16 protein-coding genes are annotated in these 17,114 nt (G+C 54.7%); 10 read left to right on the top strand and 6 right to left on the bottom strand.

Annotated elements, in window-relative coordinates:
* Positions 1–107 precede the first annotated feature (107 nt).
* On the bottom strand, positions 108–944 hold the full coding sequence (locus tag DEO48_RS02725; RefSeq protein ID WP_109844296.1) for a MipA/OmpV family protein: 837 nt from the start codon (positions 942–944) through the stop codon (positions 108–110).
* A 200-nt stretch (positions 945–1,144) separates the two neighbouring features.
* Here DEO48_RS02725 and DEO48_RS02730 point away from each other — a divergent pair, with 200 nt between their 5' ends.
* The 3 genes from DEO48_RS02730 (at position 1,145) to DEO48_RS02740 (ending at position 3,827) form a co-directional block, all read left to right on the top strand.
* Positions 1,145–1,822 (top strand): response regulator transcription factor, encoded by a 678-nt coding sequence (locus tag DEO48_RS02730; RefSeq protein ID WP_109844297.1) that lies wholly within the window; start codon positions 1,145–1,147, stop codon positions 1,820–1,822.
* The gene (locus DEO48_RS02735; RefSeq protein WP_109844298.1) at positions 1,822–3,210 is read left to right on the top strand and encodes a HAMP domain-containing sensor histidine kinase; all 1,389 of its coding nucleotides are present in this window, start codon (positions 1,822–1,824) and stop codon (positions 3,208–3,210) included. The genes DEO48_RS02730 and DEO48_RS02735 overlap by 1 nt, the downstream gene beginning before the upstream one ends.
* A gap of 137 nt (positions 3,211–3,347) precedes the next feature.
* Positions 3,348–3,827 carry an Rrf2 family transcriptional regulator gene (locus DEO48_RS02740; RefSeq protein ID WP_029739386.1) on the top strand — a complete coding sequence of 160 codons (480 nt, stop codon included), beginning with the start codon at positions 3,348–3,350 and terminating at the stop codon, positions 3,825–3,827.
* A gap of 67 nt (positions 3,828–3,894) precedes the next feature.
* On the opposite strand, the gene oqxB is transcribed toward DEO48_RS02740, so the two are convergent.
* Positions 3,895–7,050, bottom strand: coding sequence for a multidrug efflux RND transporter permease subunit OqxB (oqxB, locus tag DEO48_RS02745; protein WP_023311530.1), 3,156 nt, complete (start codon positions 7,048–7,050; stop codon positions 3,895–3,897).
* A 23-nt stretch (positions 7,051–7,073) separates the two neighbouring features.
* Entirely contained in the window at positions 7,074–8,249 is a 1,176-nt protein-coding gene (locus DEO48_RS02750; protein WP_023311529.1) for an efflux RND transporter periplasmic adaptor subunit, read from the bottom strand.
* A 336-nt stretch (positions 8,250–8,585) separates the two neighbouring features.
* Here DEO48_RS02750 and DEO48_RS02755 point away from each other — a divergent pair, with 336 nt between their 5' ends.
* Positions 8,586–8,936, top strand: coding sequence for a helix-turn-helix domain-containing protein (locus DEO48_RS02755; protein ID WP_061715355.1), 351 nt, complete (start codon positions 8,586–8,588; stop codon positions 8,934–8,936).
* Here the strand turns inward: DEO48_RS02755 and DEO48_RS02760 are convergent.
* On the bottom strand, positions 8,860–9,774 hold the full coding sequence (locus DEO48_RS02760) for a LysR family transcriptional regulator (RefSeq protein WP_258306051.1): 915 nt from the start codon (positions 9,772–9,774) through the stop codon (positions 8,860–8,862). The genes DEO48_RS02755 and DEO48_RS02760 overlap by 77 nt on opposite strands.
* 100 nt (positions 9,775–9,874) lie before the next feature.
* Here DEO48_RS02760 and DEO48_RS02765 point away from each other — a divergent pair, with 100 nt between their 5' ends.
* The 4 genes from DEO48_RS02765 to DEO48_RS02780 all read left to right on the top strand — a co-directional run bounded on the left by DEO48_RS02765 (position 9,875) and on the right by DEO48_RS02780 (position 13,338).
* Positions 9,875–10,855, top strand: a complete 981-nt coding sequence (locus DEO48_RS02765; protein WP_109844299.1) for a nitrilase family protein — start codon at positions 9,875–9,877, stop codon at positions 10,853–10,855.
* A 77-nt stretch (positions 10,856–10,932) separates the two neighbouring features.
* Entirely contained in the window at positions 10,933–11,250 is a 318-nt protein-coding gene (locus DEO48_RS02770) for a YebG family protein (RefSeq protein ID WP_109844300.1), read from the top strand.
* 865 nt (positions 11,251–12,115) lie between these two features.
* A complete protein-coding gene (locus tag DEO48_RS02775) occupies positions 12,116–12,502 on the top strand; it encodes a fimbria/pilus periplasmic chaperone (RefSeq protein ID WP_109844301.1) in 387 nt (128 codons plus the stop codon).
* A gap of 227 nt (positions 12,503–12,729) precedes the next feature.
* A complete protein-coding gene (locus DEO48_RS02780) occupies positions 12,730–13,338 on the top strand; it encodes a helix-turn-helix domain-containing protein (protein WP_109844302.1) in 609 nt (202 codons plus the stop codon).
* An 88-nt stretch (positions 13,339–13,426) separates the two neighbouring features.
* Here DEO48_RS02780 and DEO48_RS27365 read toward each other — a convergent pair whose 3' ends face one another.
* Together DEO48_RS27365 and DEO48_RS02790 are read right to left on the bottom strand one after the other, a co-directional pair.
* A complete protein-coding gene (locus DEO48_RS27365; protein ID WP_109844303.1) occupies positions 13,427–13,639 on the bottom strand; it encodes a helix-turn-helix transcriptional regulator in 213 nt (70 codons plus the stop codon).
* Positions 13,640–13,717: 78 nt separating this feature from the next.
* Positions 13,718–14,602 carry a LysR family transcriptional regulator gene (locus DEO48_RS02790; RefSeq protein ID WP_109844318.1) on the bottom strand — a complete coding sequence of 295 codons (885 nt, stop codon included), beginning with the start codon at positions 14,600–14,602 and terminating at the stop codon, positions 13,718–13,720.
* Positions 14,603–14,716: 114 nt separating this feature from the next.
* On the opposite strand from DEO48_RS02790, the gene DEO48_RS02795 reads away from it, so the two are divergent.
* Both DEO48_RS02795 and DEO48_RS02800 read left to right on the top strand, forming a co-directional pair.
* Positions 14,717–15,844: an alpha/beta hydrolase gene (locus DEO48_RS02795; RefSeq protein WP_109844304.1), complete on the top strand. Its 1,128-nt coding sequence runs from the start codon at positions 14,717–14,719 to the stop codon at positions 15,842–15,844.
* Positions 15,845–15,893: 49 nt separating this feature from the next.
* Positions 15,894–17,090: an MFS transporter gene (locus DEO48_RS02800; RefSeq protein ID WP_109844305.1), complete on the top strand. Its 1,197-nt coding sequence runs from the start codon at positions 15,894–15,896 to the stop codon at positions 17,088–17,090.
* Positions 17,091–17,114 lie beyond the last annotated feature (24 nt).

Below are 17,114 nucleotides of genomic sequence, written 5' to 3' on the forward strand. Positions count from 1 at the left end.
GTGCAGTGCTGTAACTTTCTGCAAAGGGAACCGCCCCGCCATCTCAACCGGAGCGGCTTAAATTACCGCAAATGCGTGCTCAAAACGTTAAGCCACCGCAGCCAACATCAAAAACTGTACGTCACCTTCAAACTCCCCGTGGGCGATGTTTTGCGTTGCACAATGGGGCTATCACCCGCATCCCCCGTCAGTTGCGTAACGCCCGCTGAGGCAAGGACGCTCCAGCGCGAGGTGAGCCTTTGGGTCCAGTCCAGATTCATCGACCAGGCATAAATCCCGGCCCCGGCGTCATGTCGGGCAAAACCCGATGCGCTCGACTGGGCGGCACTGACCCCGTAGTAGGTCTGCATGTACTTGTCGGATCCCCAGCTGCCGGTCAGCGTCAGCGTCACCTCATTTTTTGGTGAGGTGTAGAACGGGCTGGAAATGCCGAAATGAACCGCTTCACCGTTGTCTCTTTCTGAAACCGGTACCTCTGCCTGCATCTGCAGGTGAAGCCAGTCGGTCACCCTGTACTCAAGCCCGGGCACAACGATTGCCGAGCCTTTTATCTCGCCCATTCCTCGCAGCTCGTTGCTGCCGGAGCTGATGGAATCGCTGCTCACGTCTTTATCTTTACGCCCAACTCGATAGCTCAGCGCGGCGCTGTAGTCCAGGTTGCCGATGTTGTTGCCGTAACCGATCCCTCGCGTGGTGCCGATAAAGAAACCGTTTGCCATGGCGTAATCCACCACCTGAGCCGCACTGACGCGGGTTTTATCGGAACCCGAGTAGCGCGGCGCGACGTCCACGCCGCCCCCCAGCGTTAAGACGTTACCCTGACTCTGTTCTGCCGCCAGTGCAGGCATGGCCAGTAACGCCAGAACGAAGCCCGGCACGATGGTTTTCAGGCTGCGGCCCGAAAGTAAATGGGGGAACGTATGACGAAGTTCGATGTTTCTCATTAAAGAAGCCCTTTTGGATTCAAATGACGATGCATGCGGTTAACCGCCATAACGCCCATTTTGAATACCGACCCTAAGGTTCTTTTGAGCCGAACATGAAGAAACACTGAAGCGCGAGCAGGCGCTGTAAACCGGGCAGGTTTCCTGATACCGTTTTTTTCTTAAGATGTTCTTCATTCACGGTTGATACAGTTGCCAGTGTGAAAATTTTACTAATCGAAGACGACCTGGATCTCGGCAACGGCGTACGTATCGCCCTCTCGGATCAAGGATTTGACGTCATATGGGTTCGCCGTAAAGAGGATGCGCTGCATCAGCTGGACGTCTGCGTGCCGGAACTTATTTTGCTCGACCTGGGGCTGCCCGACGGCGACGGCATGAGCCTGATGGCGCGTTTGCGTCAGCAGCTCAAGGGGATCCCGGTCATCATCCTGACGGCGCGAGGCACGCTGCAGGATCGCCTGTGCGGGCTGGATGCCGGTGCGGACGACTATCTCGTCAAGCCTTTTATTCTCGCCGAGCTGCTGGCGCGAGTGAGAGCCCTGGCGCGGCGCAGCTACGGTTTCGAGAATGAAGCGATAGAAATTCGAGGCTTATCGCTTCATGTTCCGACGCGCCGCGTGACGGTGAGCGCGCGCCACGTAGACCTGACGGCGAGTGAATATGCGCTGCTGGAAACGCTGATGCTGCGCGCTGACCGCGTGATTACGCGACGGTTTCTGGAAGAACGGATATTCGGCAACAAAGAGAACCTCAGCAATGCGCTCGACGTGCATATGGGAAACTTGCGGCGAAAAATCGGCGACGGCTATGTGCGGACGGTGCGGGGCGTCGGGTATGTCATTGATACCGTTTCAGTCCAGAAGATGACCGGTTAATGCGAAACGTCTGGTATCACCTGAGACGACCGACGCTGGTACGGCGAATTATCATCGCCCAGATCGTGCTGCTTACCCTGCTGTGGAGTCTTTTTTTAACCTTCATTCTGTGGGATGACCTGCGCAGCCCTCCCATCCTCACGGGCAGTAAGACGTATGAAACCCTTTTTACCCTGGTTGAGAGGATGGACGGACGCCCGCAGGATCGCAGCGCCGTACTGGAAGCCTTCAGCAAGGCGCTGCGTGAGGGCTATGGCGGCGGCGAAGATCCCGCGCTGTCAATCAACTTCATCGTGCGCAAAAATAACGCGATTATTTTTTCATCGCCTGATGCACCAACGGGAGTAACCAACACCCGGTTTGGGGAAATGCAGCGTGTTCAGAGCGATGGTCGTACCTGGACCAGCCGAACCCTTAAATCCGCTCATTCCGACGTGGAGGTCACCCTTTTCACCCCGGCCGGCGGCTGGAACTTCTTTATCTACCTGAACTCGCGCGGCTACTACATCATGCCGCTGCTGGTCTGCTTCCCTTTTCTTCTGTTTCCCGCGTGGCTGTCAATCCGCATTGCGATGCGCCCCTGGAACAAGGTGGTCAATGAAATTACGCTACGCACGCCTGACGATCTCTCCCCTTTAAAAGCCGTTCCCGGACACACGGAGCTTCGCCAGATGGTGGACGCGATCAATGACTTCCTTGCCAGAGTGCGTGAAAGCGCGGAAAGGGAACGGGTTTTCATTGCGGATGCCGCGCACGAGCTGCGTACGCCCCTCGCGGCGATGCGCATCAACGTGGAAGCGCTGCAGTCCTGGGTCATCAGTGAGAACCAGCAGGAGCTGCTTGCGGGGGTGATTCGCAGCAACAGCCGGGCAGCGCGTCTCGTCAACCAGCTGCTTCTGATGATGCACAGCGAAGCGCGCATTGATACGGAAATGGAGCCCGTGCTGCTGACGACGCTCATTCAGGAGCGAATGGCCGAGCTGGAACCGCTGGCGTCTGCGCGCAGGATTGAGCTGGAATTCTTCGCCGAGGATGACATCTGGATCCCGGGAGTCAGGGAACGCCTGGTGTCGCTTATTGATAACCTCATTGAGAACGCCGTGAAGTACAGTCCCGAGGGCGGGCGGATTCAGGTCGATGTCTGCATAGCAGATGGCTTCGCGCGGCTTCGCGTTTCAGATGCAGGGCCCGGTATTCCGGTTGAACTGCGCGAGCGCGTGTTCGACAGGTTTTTCCGCGACCCCAATCAGGTCCAAAGCGGGAGCGGGCTGGGGCTTGCCATCGTCAAAGCGGTGGCGCAGCAACACAACAGCAGCGTAAACCTGAGTACTTCCGCTGAAGGTGGCCTGATGGTGACGGTTGACTTCCCGAACCGCACGTTTTGCTAAATCAGAACAGGGGGTTCGATCGCAAATGCCGCAGATTGCTTCAAAATAATTACCGTATTTGTTATATTGTTGTTTATTGCTTATTCACCTCTGCGGTGCCAAAAAGAACAAGATTCACCGCAACCCAGGACAGAGAAATGTTAGATTACCGCTTCCCGACAGCTTTGCAGATGGTTCTCAGCGTAGCGATGGCGGAGCAATTGGGTGAACGTTCCACGAGTGCGATTCTGGCCTACGGCCTGGAAGCGAACCCGAGCTTCATTCGCAAATTGATGGTTCCGCTGACGCGTGACGGCATTATCGTCTCAACGCTTGGCCGTAACGGCTCAATTCATCTTGGTCGCCCGCCGGAAGAGATCACCCTGCGCGACATCTACCTTTCGGTTATCGAAGATAAAAAGCTGTGGGCGTCGCGCCCTGACGTGCCGGCCCGCTGCGTGGTCAGCGCTAACGCCTGCTGGTACTTCAAATCGATATCCGAAGAAGCCGAGGAGGCTTCGTTAGCGGTACTGGCCCGCCATACCGTGGCAAGCGCCCTGGAAGCGGTCAAAAACGCCGACAGCAGCGGATGGGATCCGCTCCCGGACCTTATTGCCCAGTATCAAAAAACGTCGTAACGTTTTATCTGATGCGAAAAAAAACCGCCTTCACAGTGAAGGCGGTTTTTTATTATCGGCAACGTCCCTATGCGGGCAGAACGTCCCTTTCCTCTTTTTTCCCGCGCGTCACGAACTTACGCAGCGTCACGTAAAACACCGGCGTCAGGAACAGACCAAACAGCGTCACGCCCAGCATCCCGGAGAAGACCGTGATCCCGGTGACGCCGCGCACTTCTGCGCCCGCGCCGTGGCCGAGGATCAGCGGAATAGTCCCGGCAATAAAGGCGATGGAGGTCATCACAATCGGACGTAAACGCAGGCGGCACGCCTCAAGCGCGGCTTCCATAATGCCTTTGCCCTGAATTTCCAGCTCGCGGGCAAACTCCACGATAAGAATCGCGTTTTTACACGCCAGCCCCATCAGCACCACCAGCCCCACCTGCACGAAGACGTTGTTATCGCCACCGGTCAGCCAAACGCCAAACAGCGCGGAGAGCATCGTCATCGGCACGATAAGGATCACCGCCAGCGGCAGCGTCCAGCTTTCATATAGCGCCGCCAGGACGAGGAACGCCAACAGCACCGCGACCGGGAAAACGATCAGCGCCGTATTGCCCTGGGTGGCCTGCTGGAAGCTCAGATCCGTCCATTCAATGTTCATCCCGTTCGGCAGGATCTGCTTAGACATGGCGTCCAGCTGCGTCATCGCCTGCGCAGACGAAAGCACGCGCGGGTCGGCATCGCCAATCAGATCCGCCGCCGGGTAGCCGTTGTAGCGGATCACCGGATCCGGGCCGTAGGTGGTAGTGATTTTCACCATGCTGCCAATCGGCACCATTTCGCCCTGGCTGTTACGGGTGCGTAAATTCGCAATATCTTCCACGCTGTCGCGGAACTGCCCGTCGGCCTGCGCCATCACGCGCCAGGTACGGCCGAACTGGTTGAAGTCATTCACGTAAGACGAGCCAAGATAGGTTTGCAGCGTACCGAAAAGATCGGTCAGCAATACGCCCTGCGCTTTCGCCTTGTCACGGTCGACCTGCACGTCCAGCTGCGGAACGTTAGCCTGGTAGGTTGAGATCGGGAAGTGCATTCCCGGCGTCTGCATAATCGCACCGGACATGGTGTTTACCGCGTTTTGCAGCGCGCCATACCCCAGACCGCCTCGGTCCTGAATGTACAGAGAATAGCCCGACCCCTGACCCAGCCCTAAAATCGGCGGCGGCAGAATGGAGAAGCCAAACCCTTCCTGAATTTGCGCGATTTTCGCGTTGATCTCCGCGTTAATTTCCGCCGCAGTATGTTTACGCTGGTCGAACGGCTTCAGGCCAAAGAAGACCGTGCCGGTATTCGGCGTGTTGGTGAACTGCAGCGCGTTCAGTCCCGGGAAAGCAACCGCGTAGTCCACGCCTTCGGTATTCATCCCGATTTCGCTCATTTTGCGGATCACCGCGTCGGTGCGCGCCAGCGACGAACCTTCCGGCATCTTCACGCCGCCAATCAGGTACAGCTTATCCTGCGTCGGAATAAACCCGCCGGGCACCGCTTTAAACATGACGCCTGCGGCACAGAGCAGCAGCAGATACACCACAAATACCGAGCCGCGTCGTCCCAGCGTTTTGCCCACCAGCCCCTGATAGCCGTTCGAGCTGCGATGGAAAAAGCGGTTGAACGGACGGAAAATCCAGCCGAACAGACGATCGATAAGCCTGGTCGGGAAATCTTTCGGCGCGCCGTGTGGTTTTAACAGCAGTGCCGCCAGCGCCGGAGAGAGCGTCAGCGAGTTAATCGCTGAAATTACCGTAGATATCGCGATCGTCACCGCAAACTGCTTGTAGAACTGCCCGGTAACGCCCGATAGAAACGCCATCGGCACAAACACCGCGCACAGCACCAGCGCAATCGCGATAATCGGCCCGGACACTTCGCGCATCGCCTGATGCGCCGCCGCAAGCGGAGCAAGCCCCTCTTCTATGTTTCGCTCGACGTTTTCCACCACCACGATGGCGTCGTCCACCACGATGCCGATGGCCAGCACCAGCCCGAACAAGCTCAGGGTGTTCAGCGAGAAGCCGAGCAGGTAGAGAATACTGAAGGTACCCACCACCGAAACCGGCACCGCGATCAGCGGAATGATCGACGCGCGCCAGGTTTGCAGGAACAGGATCACCACCAGCACTACCAGCACCACCGCTTCCAGCAGCGTTTGCACGACCGCACGGATGGAGTCGCGCACGAAAACGGTTGGATCGTAAGGTGCCGCCCACTTCATATCTGCCGGGAAGCGCGTGGACAGTTCGTCCATTTTCGCGCGCACCGCGTTAGACAAATCAATGGCGTTCGCCCCCGGCGACTGGAAGATACCAATCCCGACCGCGTCTTTATTGTTCAGCTGGGAACGCAGCGCATAGCTGCCGGACCCCATTTCGATACGCGCCACGTCGCGCAGGCGGACGACCGTACCGTCCTGCGTCGTTTTCAGGACAATATTGCCGAACTCTTCTTCGGTATGCAGACGACCCTGGGCGTTAATGGAGATCAGGAAATCGCTCTCTTTCGGCAGCGGCTCGGCGCCAAGCTGCCCGGCGGACACCTGCACGTTCTGTTCCTGCATCGCCGTCACCACGTCCGACGCGGTCAGCCCGCGGGCCGCCACCTTGTTGGGATCCAGCCAGACGCGCATTGCGTATTCACCCGAGCCGAAAATCTGGATCTGGCCGACGCCCGGCAGGCGCGCCAGCTCGTCCTTCACCTTCAGCGTGGCGTAGTTACGCATATAAAGGGAGTCGTACTTACCGTTGGGCGAAAACAGATGCACCACCAGCGTCAGCGTCGGGGACTGTTTCTGGGTGGTAATACCCAGGCGCCGCACGTCTTCCGGCAGACGCGCTTCGGCCTGCGCGACGCGGTTCTGCACCTGCACCTGCGCCTGATCCGGATCGGTACCCGGACGGAAGGTGACGGTGGTCACCAGCACGCCGTCGGAGCCCGCGACGGACTTCATGTACATCATGTTCTCAACGCCGTTGATCGCCTCTTCCAGCGGCGTCGCCACGGTCTCAGCAATCACTTTCGGGTTGGCGCCCGGGTATTCCGCGCGAACCTGCACGCTTGGCGGCACGACGTCAGGATATTCGCTCACCGGCAGTAGCGGGATGGCGATTAACCCTGTGATAAAAATCAGAATCGACAGCACCGCGGCAAAAATCGGCCTGTCGATGAAAAAGCGGGAAAAGTCCATGGATGGATTCTCAGGTCAAGGGATCAGTTGAGGGCGCTGGTGGCGGTCATGGCAACGGTTTTCGCGTTAACCGGCATCCCCGGCATAAACACTTTTTGTAAACCCTCGACGATGACTTTATCGCCAGGGTTCAGCCCCTGCCGCACGATGCGTAAACCGTCTGCCAGACGGCCCGGCGTAATGTCGCGGCGCTGCGCTTTCCCCTCTTTATCGACGATATAAACGTATTTACGATCCTGATCGGTCAGCACCGCTTTGTCGTCGATAAGCGTGGCTTTGAACTCCGCGCTGCCCGGCAGGCGTACGCGGGCAAAAAGTCCCGGCGTGAACTGACGCTGCGCGTTATCCAGCAGCGCGCGCATACGGATGGTGCCGGTACTCGGCGTCAGCTGGTTATCCAGGAAGTCCACTTTGCCCTGGTGGGGATATCCCTCCTCGCCCGTCAGGCCAATCTCAACCGGAAGCGCCGTATGATTGCTGGACGCCCCCTGCCCGCTGCGGGCAAGATTCTGGTAGTGAAGATAGGTCGACTCGTCTACGTCAAAGTAGACGTAAACCGTTTTCTGCGAGACTAGCGTGGTAAGAACGCTGGCGGTGTCACCCGCCGTCACCAGGTTTCCGCTGGTGATCAGCGCCCGGCTGGCGCGACCGTCGATAGGCGCGGTGACTTTAGTGAAGTCCAGGTTGAGCTGCGCCGCGTCCACTGCCGCCTGCGCGGCGCGAATATCGGCCTGCGCCTGAGTGGCGGCCGAACGACGCTGCTCCCACTCTTCACGGGAAACAACGTTGGTATTGACCAGCTTATCGGTACGATTAGCCTCGCTTTGCGCCAGGCTGGCCTGCGTTTTAGCTCTCGCCAGGTTCGCCTGCGCCTGTTCCAGCGCCGCGCGATAGGTTCGATCATCAATCGTGAACAGCACCTCGCCCTTCTTCACTTCCTGGCCGTCAGTGTAATTCACTTTATCAATGTAGCCGGACACGCGCGGACGGAGCTGAACGCTCTCCACGGCCTCAATCCGGCCGTTAAAGCTATCCCACTGGCTAATGGATTTCACTACCACGTCAGCAGCGCTGACGGCGGGCGCAGGCGGCGCGGCGTTTTGCGCGACGCTGTTGTCGCATCCGACGAGCAGCACGGAGAGCAACATGGCCCCCAGCGCGTTCAGATGAAAGTTACCCCAGGTTTTTTGCAGGCTCATTATTTTTATTCCGGTAATTGTCGCCGCCGGGCAAGACGCAGCAGGAGGCACTGCGCCACTTCCTTTGTCCGGTGGCTGTCTCAAGGCCATTTGTGTCGTTCATCGCCACAAAACTGTAACAGTTGCGAATACACTATCGCGGCGATTGTAGGAAGGCGCTTAACTAAGTGCAAGAATAATTGTTGCACTTTATGTGCTATTTGAGCGGATGTGAAAAGACCCGTTACGGTCAGGGATTTAAATGCAACAATAAAACTTGCAATTAATACAAAAACGCGCCACCTTTTAATGCAACAGACAAAGATACCTTTTGACAGGCAGCGTGGGAGTAACCAGATGAACACTGGCGCATTTATGCATGATTTACTCGACTGGATCGACAACAACCTGGATAGCCGTCTGGACATTGAGTCCGTCGCCAGGCGATCCGGCTACTCAAAATGGCACCTCCAGCGCCTCTTCAAAGAGCATACTGGCTATCCCCTCGCCGGGTATATTCGCGCGCAAAAGCTGCAAAAATCGGTTGAGCGCTTAACCCGCAGCGATGAGCCTATTCTGAACGTGGCGATCGCGCTGGGCTTCGACTCCCAGCAGTCCTTCAACCGCAGCTTTAAGCGTCAGTATGGTCAGGCGCCTGGGGCATGGCGGCGGAGTATGGGTGGCCCGGAAACGCAGCAGCTACGCTAGCAATGAAATTGTCACGGATGACATCCTCCCTGCTTGCGTCCCAGGCGATGCCTACCTTCCAGCTGATTGATTCACCCATGAGCGGAATAATCACCAGCTCCGGCGGCGCGATATGCGTCACGCTGGTGGGCAAAATGGCCACACCGATACCCGCAACCACCATCGCGACGATAGTTTGGATATCATCAGTCAGCTGAGTCGATGAGATGAAAAGACCGTTGTTATGCAGGAAGCGGTCAATCTGCGCGTTTAGACCTCTTCCTCGCTCATCATACAGCCGCAACAGAGGGCGTTTCGTGAGCCACTCTGCGGCAGACAGTGTCGGCGACGCGGCGGGCGCAACCAGGACCAGCCGGTCGGTAAATAGAGGCAGGTATTCAAGCGCCACGGGGGGAGGAACCCTGACAAAACCGACCTGTAGCTCATCATTTTGTAAACGCTCGTACTGCTGGAAGGAAGGCAGATCCGTCAATGACATTTCTACTTCCGGATAGTCCCGACGAAAGTCAGCGATACAGCGTGGCGCCAGATAAAAGCTTGAGAGTCCGAACCCGACGGAAATATGCCCTTCAACCCCTTTCGATACCCGCTCAGCATGCTGCAGAAATTGCCGGGTCTGCCTGACCACTTTTTCAGCCTCTGGCAGCAAACGCCTGCCGCTGGCCGTCAGCATTGCGCCGTGACGACCTCGTGAAAAAAGAGACATATTCACCAGGGATTCGAGGAGATTAATCTGTTTGGTCAATGCCGGCTGCGAGATAAACAGCGCCCGCGCCGCATCGGCATAATTACCTTTTTCCGCCAGCATCAAAAACGCCTTTAGCAGCCGGGTGTTCATTTTCGCATTCCAGATGGTTATCAAATTAAGAAATGTTTTGATTATACAGTTATTGATAATCGTTATGTAATTCAGTCTCGATGACAACCGGAGACGCATCATGAACGAACTGACATCCTTAAAGGCGGCAGCCGTACAGTTTCAGCATCAGGCCAGTAACAAAAAATACAACCTCCTGATAATGGAGAAATTTATTGAACAGGCGGCGCTTGAGCAGGTGAACATTCTTACATTCCCTGAAATGTGCATCACCGGCTACTGGCATGTCCCTAAGCTCACCGCAGCGCAGGTGTCTGCGCTGGCAGAGCCGATTGTTGACAGCCCTTCCCTGACGCTCCTTCGTTCCCTGGCGATAAAACATCAAATGCTTATTGGCGCCGGGCTTATTGAACGCGCCGACGATGGTCGCCTCTACAATGCGTATGTTGCCTGTATGCCGGATGGCTCAATGCACACGCATCGTAAGCTCCATGCTTTTGAACATCCGGCCATCAGCAGCGGGGATAACTTTACCGTTTTTGATACACCGTGGGGCGTGAAGGTCGGGATCCTGATTTGCTGGGACAATAATTTGGTCGAAAATGCGCGCGCGACGGCGCTGCTGGGTGCCGATATTCTTCTCGCTCCGCACCAGACAGGCGGTACCGATTCCCGCAGCCCTCACGGGATGAAGCCTGTTCCGCTGGCGCTCTGGGAAGAGCGGGAAACGCGCAGGGAAGAAATTACGGCCGCATTCAAAGGGCCAAGCGGACGGGAATGGCTCATGCGCTGGCTGCCAGCTCGCGCGCATGACAACGGAGTATTTCTTCTTTTCAGCAACGGTGTCGGTGCGGATGATGACGAGGTGCGCACGGGCAATGCCATGATCCTCGACCCGTATGGAAGGATCGTGAATGAAACCTGGGCGGCAGAAGATGCGATGGTGAGCGCTGAGCTGGATTTGAGCCTGCTTGCTATGAGCACCGGACGCCGCTGGATCCACGGTCGTCGTCCTGATTTATACCAGATACTGACGCAGCCGCAGGGGTATGAACGTGATGCGATCAGCGCACGATTTTCGAATGTCCCCCCTTCTCGCTAGAAATGTGCTCACTTTTTAGCTGCAAGATAAACCGGGAACTGTTATACTGTACATAATTACAGTATGAGGTGCGCATAATGGCTGTTGAAACAAAATTTGTTGTCGTTAGAAAAGGTGAAGAGAAAATGACATTTGCCAGTAAGAAAGAGGCTGACGCTCACGACAAGCTGCTCGATATGGCAGACGCGTTCACCGACTGGCTGTTGCAAAGCGGAATGCAGATGGATGAAACGCAGGCTGAAAATCTTGGCCTGTATCTCGCCGAGCAGAAAGAGACCGTGCAGCATATTCTGCGTACCAGCAAGCTTCCCTATCTCAATGCTCCAGCTGCAACGGATAAAACAGAATCCGATGCGGCTGACACGAAAAAAATCAGGGCTGTGAAAGCGGCCTGATTGTCAGAAAATCATCACAATCCGAAAGCCGTAAGCAGATAACCGCTTACGGCTTTTTTAGCTGTCAGAAGGGATCCACAGCTGATTGATATTAACGATTTTCTTGACCCGTAACGGTTGTTTGAGCGTTCGTTCGTCCCGCATGCCGGACTCGAATGCTGCACTGTAGGTTATAAACCACGCCATATAATTAGCAGTTCCGGTATGTGTTCTTCCAGCCTGTGCCAATCGGTAAGTACAGCATGTAGGATTGACGCAGCGGTCAGGGTGCCAGCTTTAAACATCTCACTTTCCCGGGTACATAATAATAGATGCCATAATGCTCCCGGTAATCATAGACACCATTCATTCTATTCAGAACGGTATTTTTTCTTTTTATTTTCTTTTTATTAAAGAAAAATCAACATTACTTTCGTAGTTATAGTGCAATACTGTTACCAGGCCAAAACCTGGGTCATAACGTCTAAAAATCTCTATTCTGCCTGCGGATATATCAGGCCTGATTCATTCATGAACACGGCTTTACGATAATAGCGGATAATTAAAAACGTTAACACTGATGTAACAACCAGCACACAAATCCTTTTAAGGACATACAAAAAAAGACTTTTCTTAACTTCACCAGTATCATATTTTAATATCCACAAGGAACACCAGACATTAATTTCACGGGCTTTATTTCAATTATTTATTGTGGGATCAGGATTGTAAGTCATATTACGTAGATTAAACTGGCTGCGATGCAATTGCCCTTAGCTATAATATCTGTGAAATTGTTAATATTAACGGCATCCGTTTTTTATATGAAGCGGCTAAAAAAGAATTATCATTAAGCGTGCGCAACCCGGAGGCTAAAGAGAACCTAATGCGCCTTATTATTTCAGGCACACTTTCCCAGTATAAAGAGTCGATGCACAGGCTTCGCGTCAAGGCGATCCCGTCTGCGCCTCGGGAAAATAATACTCAACAGATTGCCGTCTCCACCAGTACCAAACTGATCAATCGTTCTGTCGCGCTTAAGGAAGCCGACTCAGAAGAACAGAGTGATAAGCTCAACTGGCATGTTACTGAAGAGCGGCTTGAAGGATCTTCTGATGAGGCCTATAGCGACGGTAAAACGGGGGCTATCGATACCGCCTCAGCCGTTGGAAGGCCGACGTTTCAGATGCATACACGCGCTATGAGTATGGCCGATGGCACCACACCCCGTAAAATCGGCCCTGTTATTACCATGTCATTGGCATACTACTAAGGTCAGGCTCCGCACGTAAAACCGCTATCGGAAGGCGGTTTCATATTTGTTTCTTCCTCCCCAGGATGTCCAGATGAAGCGAGCACTCCCAACCCAATATTCTGATCAGAACCTTATAAACCTCCAGAACGATTGTTCCGATACGTTCTGATTCGGAATTTTTATCATCTTTTTCAAAAAGTCTTCTATCATATATTAAGAATTATTATTTTTTGGTAACCAAAAGCATGAAACCTGAAACACATTATAATGCACTGATCAAGGCAGTCTCTGACAGCAAGCGGATCCAGAGTGCTAAGCCACGTCAGCTCATTACGCTGGAGAAGCAAGCTGAGCCAGTAACGTTTATCCTGCATGAGGGAGTCGTTGCTATATACAGAAGCAGCGATCGGCTTCTAATCAAATATATCAGAGCCCCGATAATTACGGGTATGAACGAATTAATTGACATCCACGACGGCATGTTTATAAAAGCCTACAAAAGCGTTAGCTATGAGATCCTACCTACAAAAGAGATGCTTGACATCATCAGCACCCAGGGTTTATGGAAAGATGCCTCATACTGTTATATGTATGCCGTCCGTCAATTGCTCCTCGCCCACAATTCATCCGTCGGGCTCTCAACCTATGAGCTGATACGACTGAATTTGATTTCCCTGATGAATGAAGATGAAGCGCTCAGCGATCATGTCAACGTCAGTGATTATATTCTGGAAAAAACCCGACTTTCACGCAGTCGTGTTATGAAAATACTGGGCGATTTACGTATCGGTGGTTATATAGAGATCAATCGAGGTATCCTTAAAAAAATTAATAAATTGCCTGAAAAATATTAAACGCATTAACTGGTCATTAACGCAGGGGCGTTATTTCAGACAGCGAATACCAGGCGATAAATGACCTGACGGAAGAACAGCTGCCGCATCAATGCGGCGGCTGAAGCTTGTGTATCGCTTTGCGCAGTTCCAGATCATTTTTTACTCCCAGCTTTACCATAATCTTTCGTTTGTGGGTACTGATCGTTTTCTGACTTCGAAACATTTCGCGTGATAATTCAATTCCGGTTTTACCGCTTTTCAGATTAGAGAAACAGGCTGAAATGTAGGAGTTGTTTTGTGTCCAATAAAGGATGTCAATTGCAGAAGGTTATTTTCCAGGGATTTCCTGCGCTTAATTTACGGTTGACGAGGCGTATTCCAGAAAGACAACGCCGCCCTAAATTTTCAGCGTATCAATCACCGCTCTAAGCGCAGGCGACACGTTACGGTGCGGATAATAGAGATACAGTCCGTCCATGCGCAGGCTAAAGCGCTGCAAAACCCGGATAAGCGTTCCGCGTTCCAGATCGTCAGCCACCAGCTCCACTGGAACATAGGCCAGCCCAAGTCCCAGCCTGGCGGCTTCGGCTTCCATATAGCTGTCAGACAGCGCCCATTGCCCCTCAGGCCTATGGGTGATTTTTTTCCCGTCCTGCACCAGCTCCCACTGATAGTCACTACCGTCGGCAAACTGGTAGGCAATGCAGGGGTGCGTCACTAAATCCGCAGGTGTCTGCGGAAAACCGAAGCGTCTGAAGTGTTCCGGGGCAGCCACTGCGGCCATTTCCATATCAGGCGTGATACGCACTGCAATCATTCCTTGCCCCACTTCCGGCCCGAGTCTGACACCCGCATCGAACCGCTCGGCGATAATGTCGACGAAGCGGCTTTCATTCATCAGTTCCAGCCTGATGTCCGGGTAACGTTGTTTAAAAATGGCGAGCTTTGGCAGCAGACATTTGTCGATAGCGTGCTGGCTGGCATTAATACGTACCGTGCCGGACGGCGTCTGACGATAGTGTGCCAGGGTCGCCAGGCCCGTATCGAGCGTATCGAACGCGGACTCGGCTGTCTGATAAAGCTGTTCCCCCGCGTGGGTGAGCGACAGCTTACGCGTGGTGCGGACCAAAAGCTGAACGCCCAACCGCTCTTCCAGCTCGCGAACCGAGCGGCTGATCCCGGATTGCGCCAGCCCAAGCCGCTGCGCAGCCGCCGTGAAGCTCCCCTCCCGTACCACCTGCATGAACAGGTAAAGCTCATTATAGTTTTCCCGTTTCGCCATCATGCTCACCAATTTATAACAATATGATATGAATCCTAGCAGCTTTTGGCCTCTAATCAGCACTATTTCTGCTAACTATAATGACCGCAACACAACAACCCAGGGTCCATATTCATGAAAACATTCGCCCAAAAACGGTCTGTTGCGATGCTGCTATGTGCATCATTAAGTGGAGTGACAACAATGAGCTATGCAGAAACCACCAACCCAAACGCGCCTGTTTCGATGGTGAGCACATGGGATAAAACCTTCGCCGAAAGTGACAAAGTCGATCACCGCAAGGTGTCCTTCCAGAACCGATACGGGATCACCCTGGTGGGCGATCTGTATCTTCCCAAAAACCGCGGTGACCACAAGCTGGCGGCGATTGCGGTAAGTGGTCCATTTGGCGCGGTCAAAGAGCAGTCCAGCGGTCTGTATGCGCAGACCCTGGCGGAAAATGGGTTTGTGACCCTGGCATTCGATCCGTCCTATACGGGCGAAAGTGGCGGCCAGCCGCGCAACGTCGCCTCTCCGGATATCAACACTGAAGACTTTAGCGCGGCGGTGGATTTCCTGGGATTGCAGAAAGAGGTTGATCGTAATCGCATTGGTATTCTCGGCATCTGCGGCTGGGGCGGTATGGCGCTGAATGCGGCCTCCATGGACACCCGCGTGAAAGCGGTCGCCACCAGCGTGATGTACGACATGAGCCGGGCGATGGGTCACGGCGTGGGCGACGGGAAAGATCGCTACTCAACGTCTGACCGCCGCGCCGTTCTGCAGTATCTGAACGAACAGCGCTGGAAAGATGCAGAGAATGGTACCTTCGCGTACCGCGGCCATGACATTTATGTCGACGAGAACGGCAAAGTGACGGCGGCTGAACGTATTCTGCCAGTGACGCTGCCAGCAGACCCGCATCCGGTACTGAAGGAGTTTTATGACTACTACCGCATGCCGCGAGGCTTCCACGCGCGTTCCGTCAACTCCACCGGCGCGTGGACCGCGACCACGCCATTATCCTTTATGAATATGCCGCTGCTGAGCTACGCCGGGGAAATTACTATCCCGACGCTTATCGTAACCGGCGAAAAAGCACACTCCCGCTACTTTGCAGAAGATGCGTTTAAAGCGGTCGGCAGCAAACAGAAGCAACTGGTGATTGTCCCTGGCGCAAACCATGTCGATCTCTACGATAACGTTGCCGGGAAAATCCCGTTCGGCCAGTTTGAACAGTTCTTCAAAACCAGCCTGAAATAAACCTCTTCGCCGCCCGTGTTGAGCGGGCGGCGCTTTGTGAAAGATGACTATGTCCACTCTGAATCCTGCCTCCTCACAGAATGAGGAACGCGCGCACTGGGGCGGTATTTTTGCCATGACCCTGTGCGTATTTGTCCTGATTGCCTCGGAATTTATGCCCGTCAGCCTGCTCACGCCCCTTGCCAGAGATTTGGGCGTTACGGAGGGGCTCGCTGGCCAGGGGATCGCGATTTCCGGCGCGCTGGCGGTTCTGACCAGCCTCTTCCTTTCCCGGCTTGCCGGGAATATGAACCGCAAACACCTTCTGCTGGGCATGACGCTCCTGATGGCGCTCTCGGGGATGATTATCGCTTTCGCCCCAAACTATCTGGTTTATATGACCGGCCGCGCGCTGATCGGTATCGCGATAGGCGGGTTCTGGTCCATGTCTGCCGCCACGGCCATTCGCCTCGTTCCGCAGCATCAGGTATCTCGCGCGCTGGCGATATTCAACGGGGGGAACGCGCTGGCGACGGTAGTCGCCGCCCCGCTCGGAAGCTATCTCGGCGCCACCATTGGCTGGCGCGGCGCCTTCCTGTGCCAGGTTCCCGTGGCGACAGTGGCGTTCCTCTGGCAATGCTTTAGCCTGCCCGATATGAACGGCAATAAAAATACGGCGTCACGCGCATCCGCCTTTCGGCTATTCCGCCAGCCGGTGGTTTCCATCGGTCTGCTGGCCTGCGGCCTGTTCTTTATGGGACAGTTTGCGCTGTTTACCTATGTGCGGCCGTTTCTCGAAACCGTCACACGCGTCACCCCCTCCGGCTTATCGCTGATTTTACTCACCATAGGCGTCGCGGGATTTGTTGGCACGCTGCTTGTTGCTCTGGTCCTGAACGCCGCGTTTTACCTGACGTTAATCGCCATTCCCCTGCTGATGGCCGTGATAGCAGGCGTGTTGATACTAACCGGCCACAGCGTGTGGCTCGTTTCCCTACTGTTAGGCTTCTGGGGGATGCTGGCGACGGCGGCACCAACGGGATGGTGGACATGGATTGCGCGAACCCTGCCGGAAGATGCTGAAGCCGGCGGCGGATTAATGGTCGCCGTAATCCAGCTTTCTATTGCGCTGGGTTCAACGGCCGGTGGCCTGGTATTCGACCATAGCGGCTGGCAGAGCACGTTTGCAATGAGCGGCATGTTGCTCCTGGGCGCGGTTGTGTTGACGCTTCTGCTTTCGCGTCTTCACAAATCACTCGCCGGATGATTTATTGACGCTTTTCTCAACCGC

This window comes from Enterobacter sp. CGMCC 5087, assembly GCF_003144775.1.
Taxonomy (GTDB): domain Bacteria; phylum Pseudomonadota; class Gammaproteobacteria; order Enterobacterales; family Enterobacteriaceae; genus Enterobacter; species Enterobacter cloacae_M.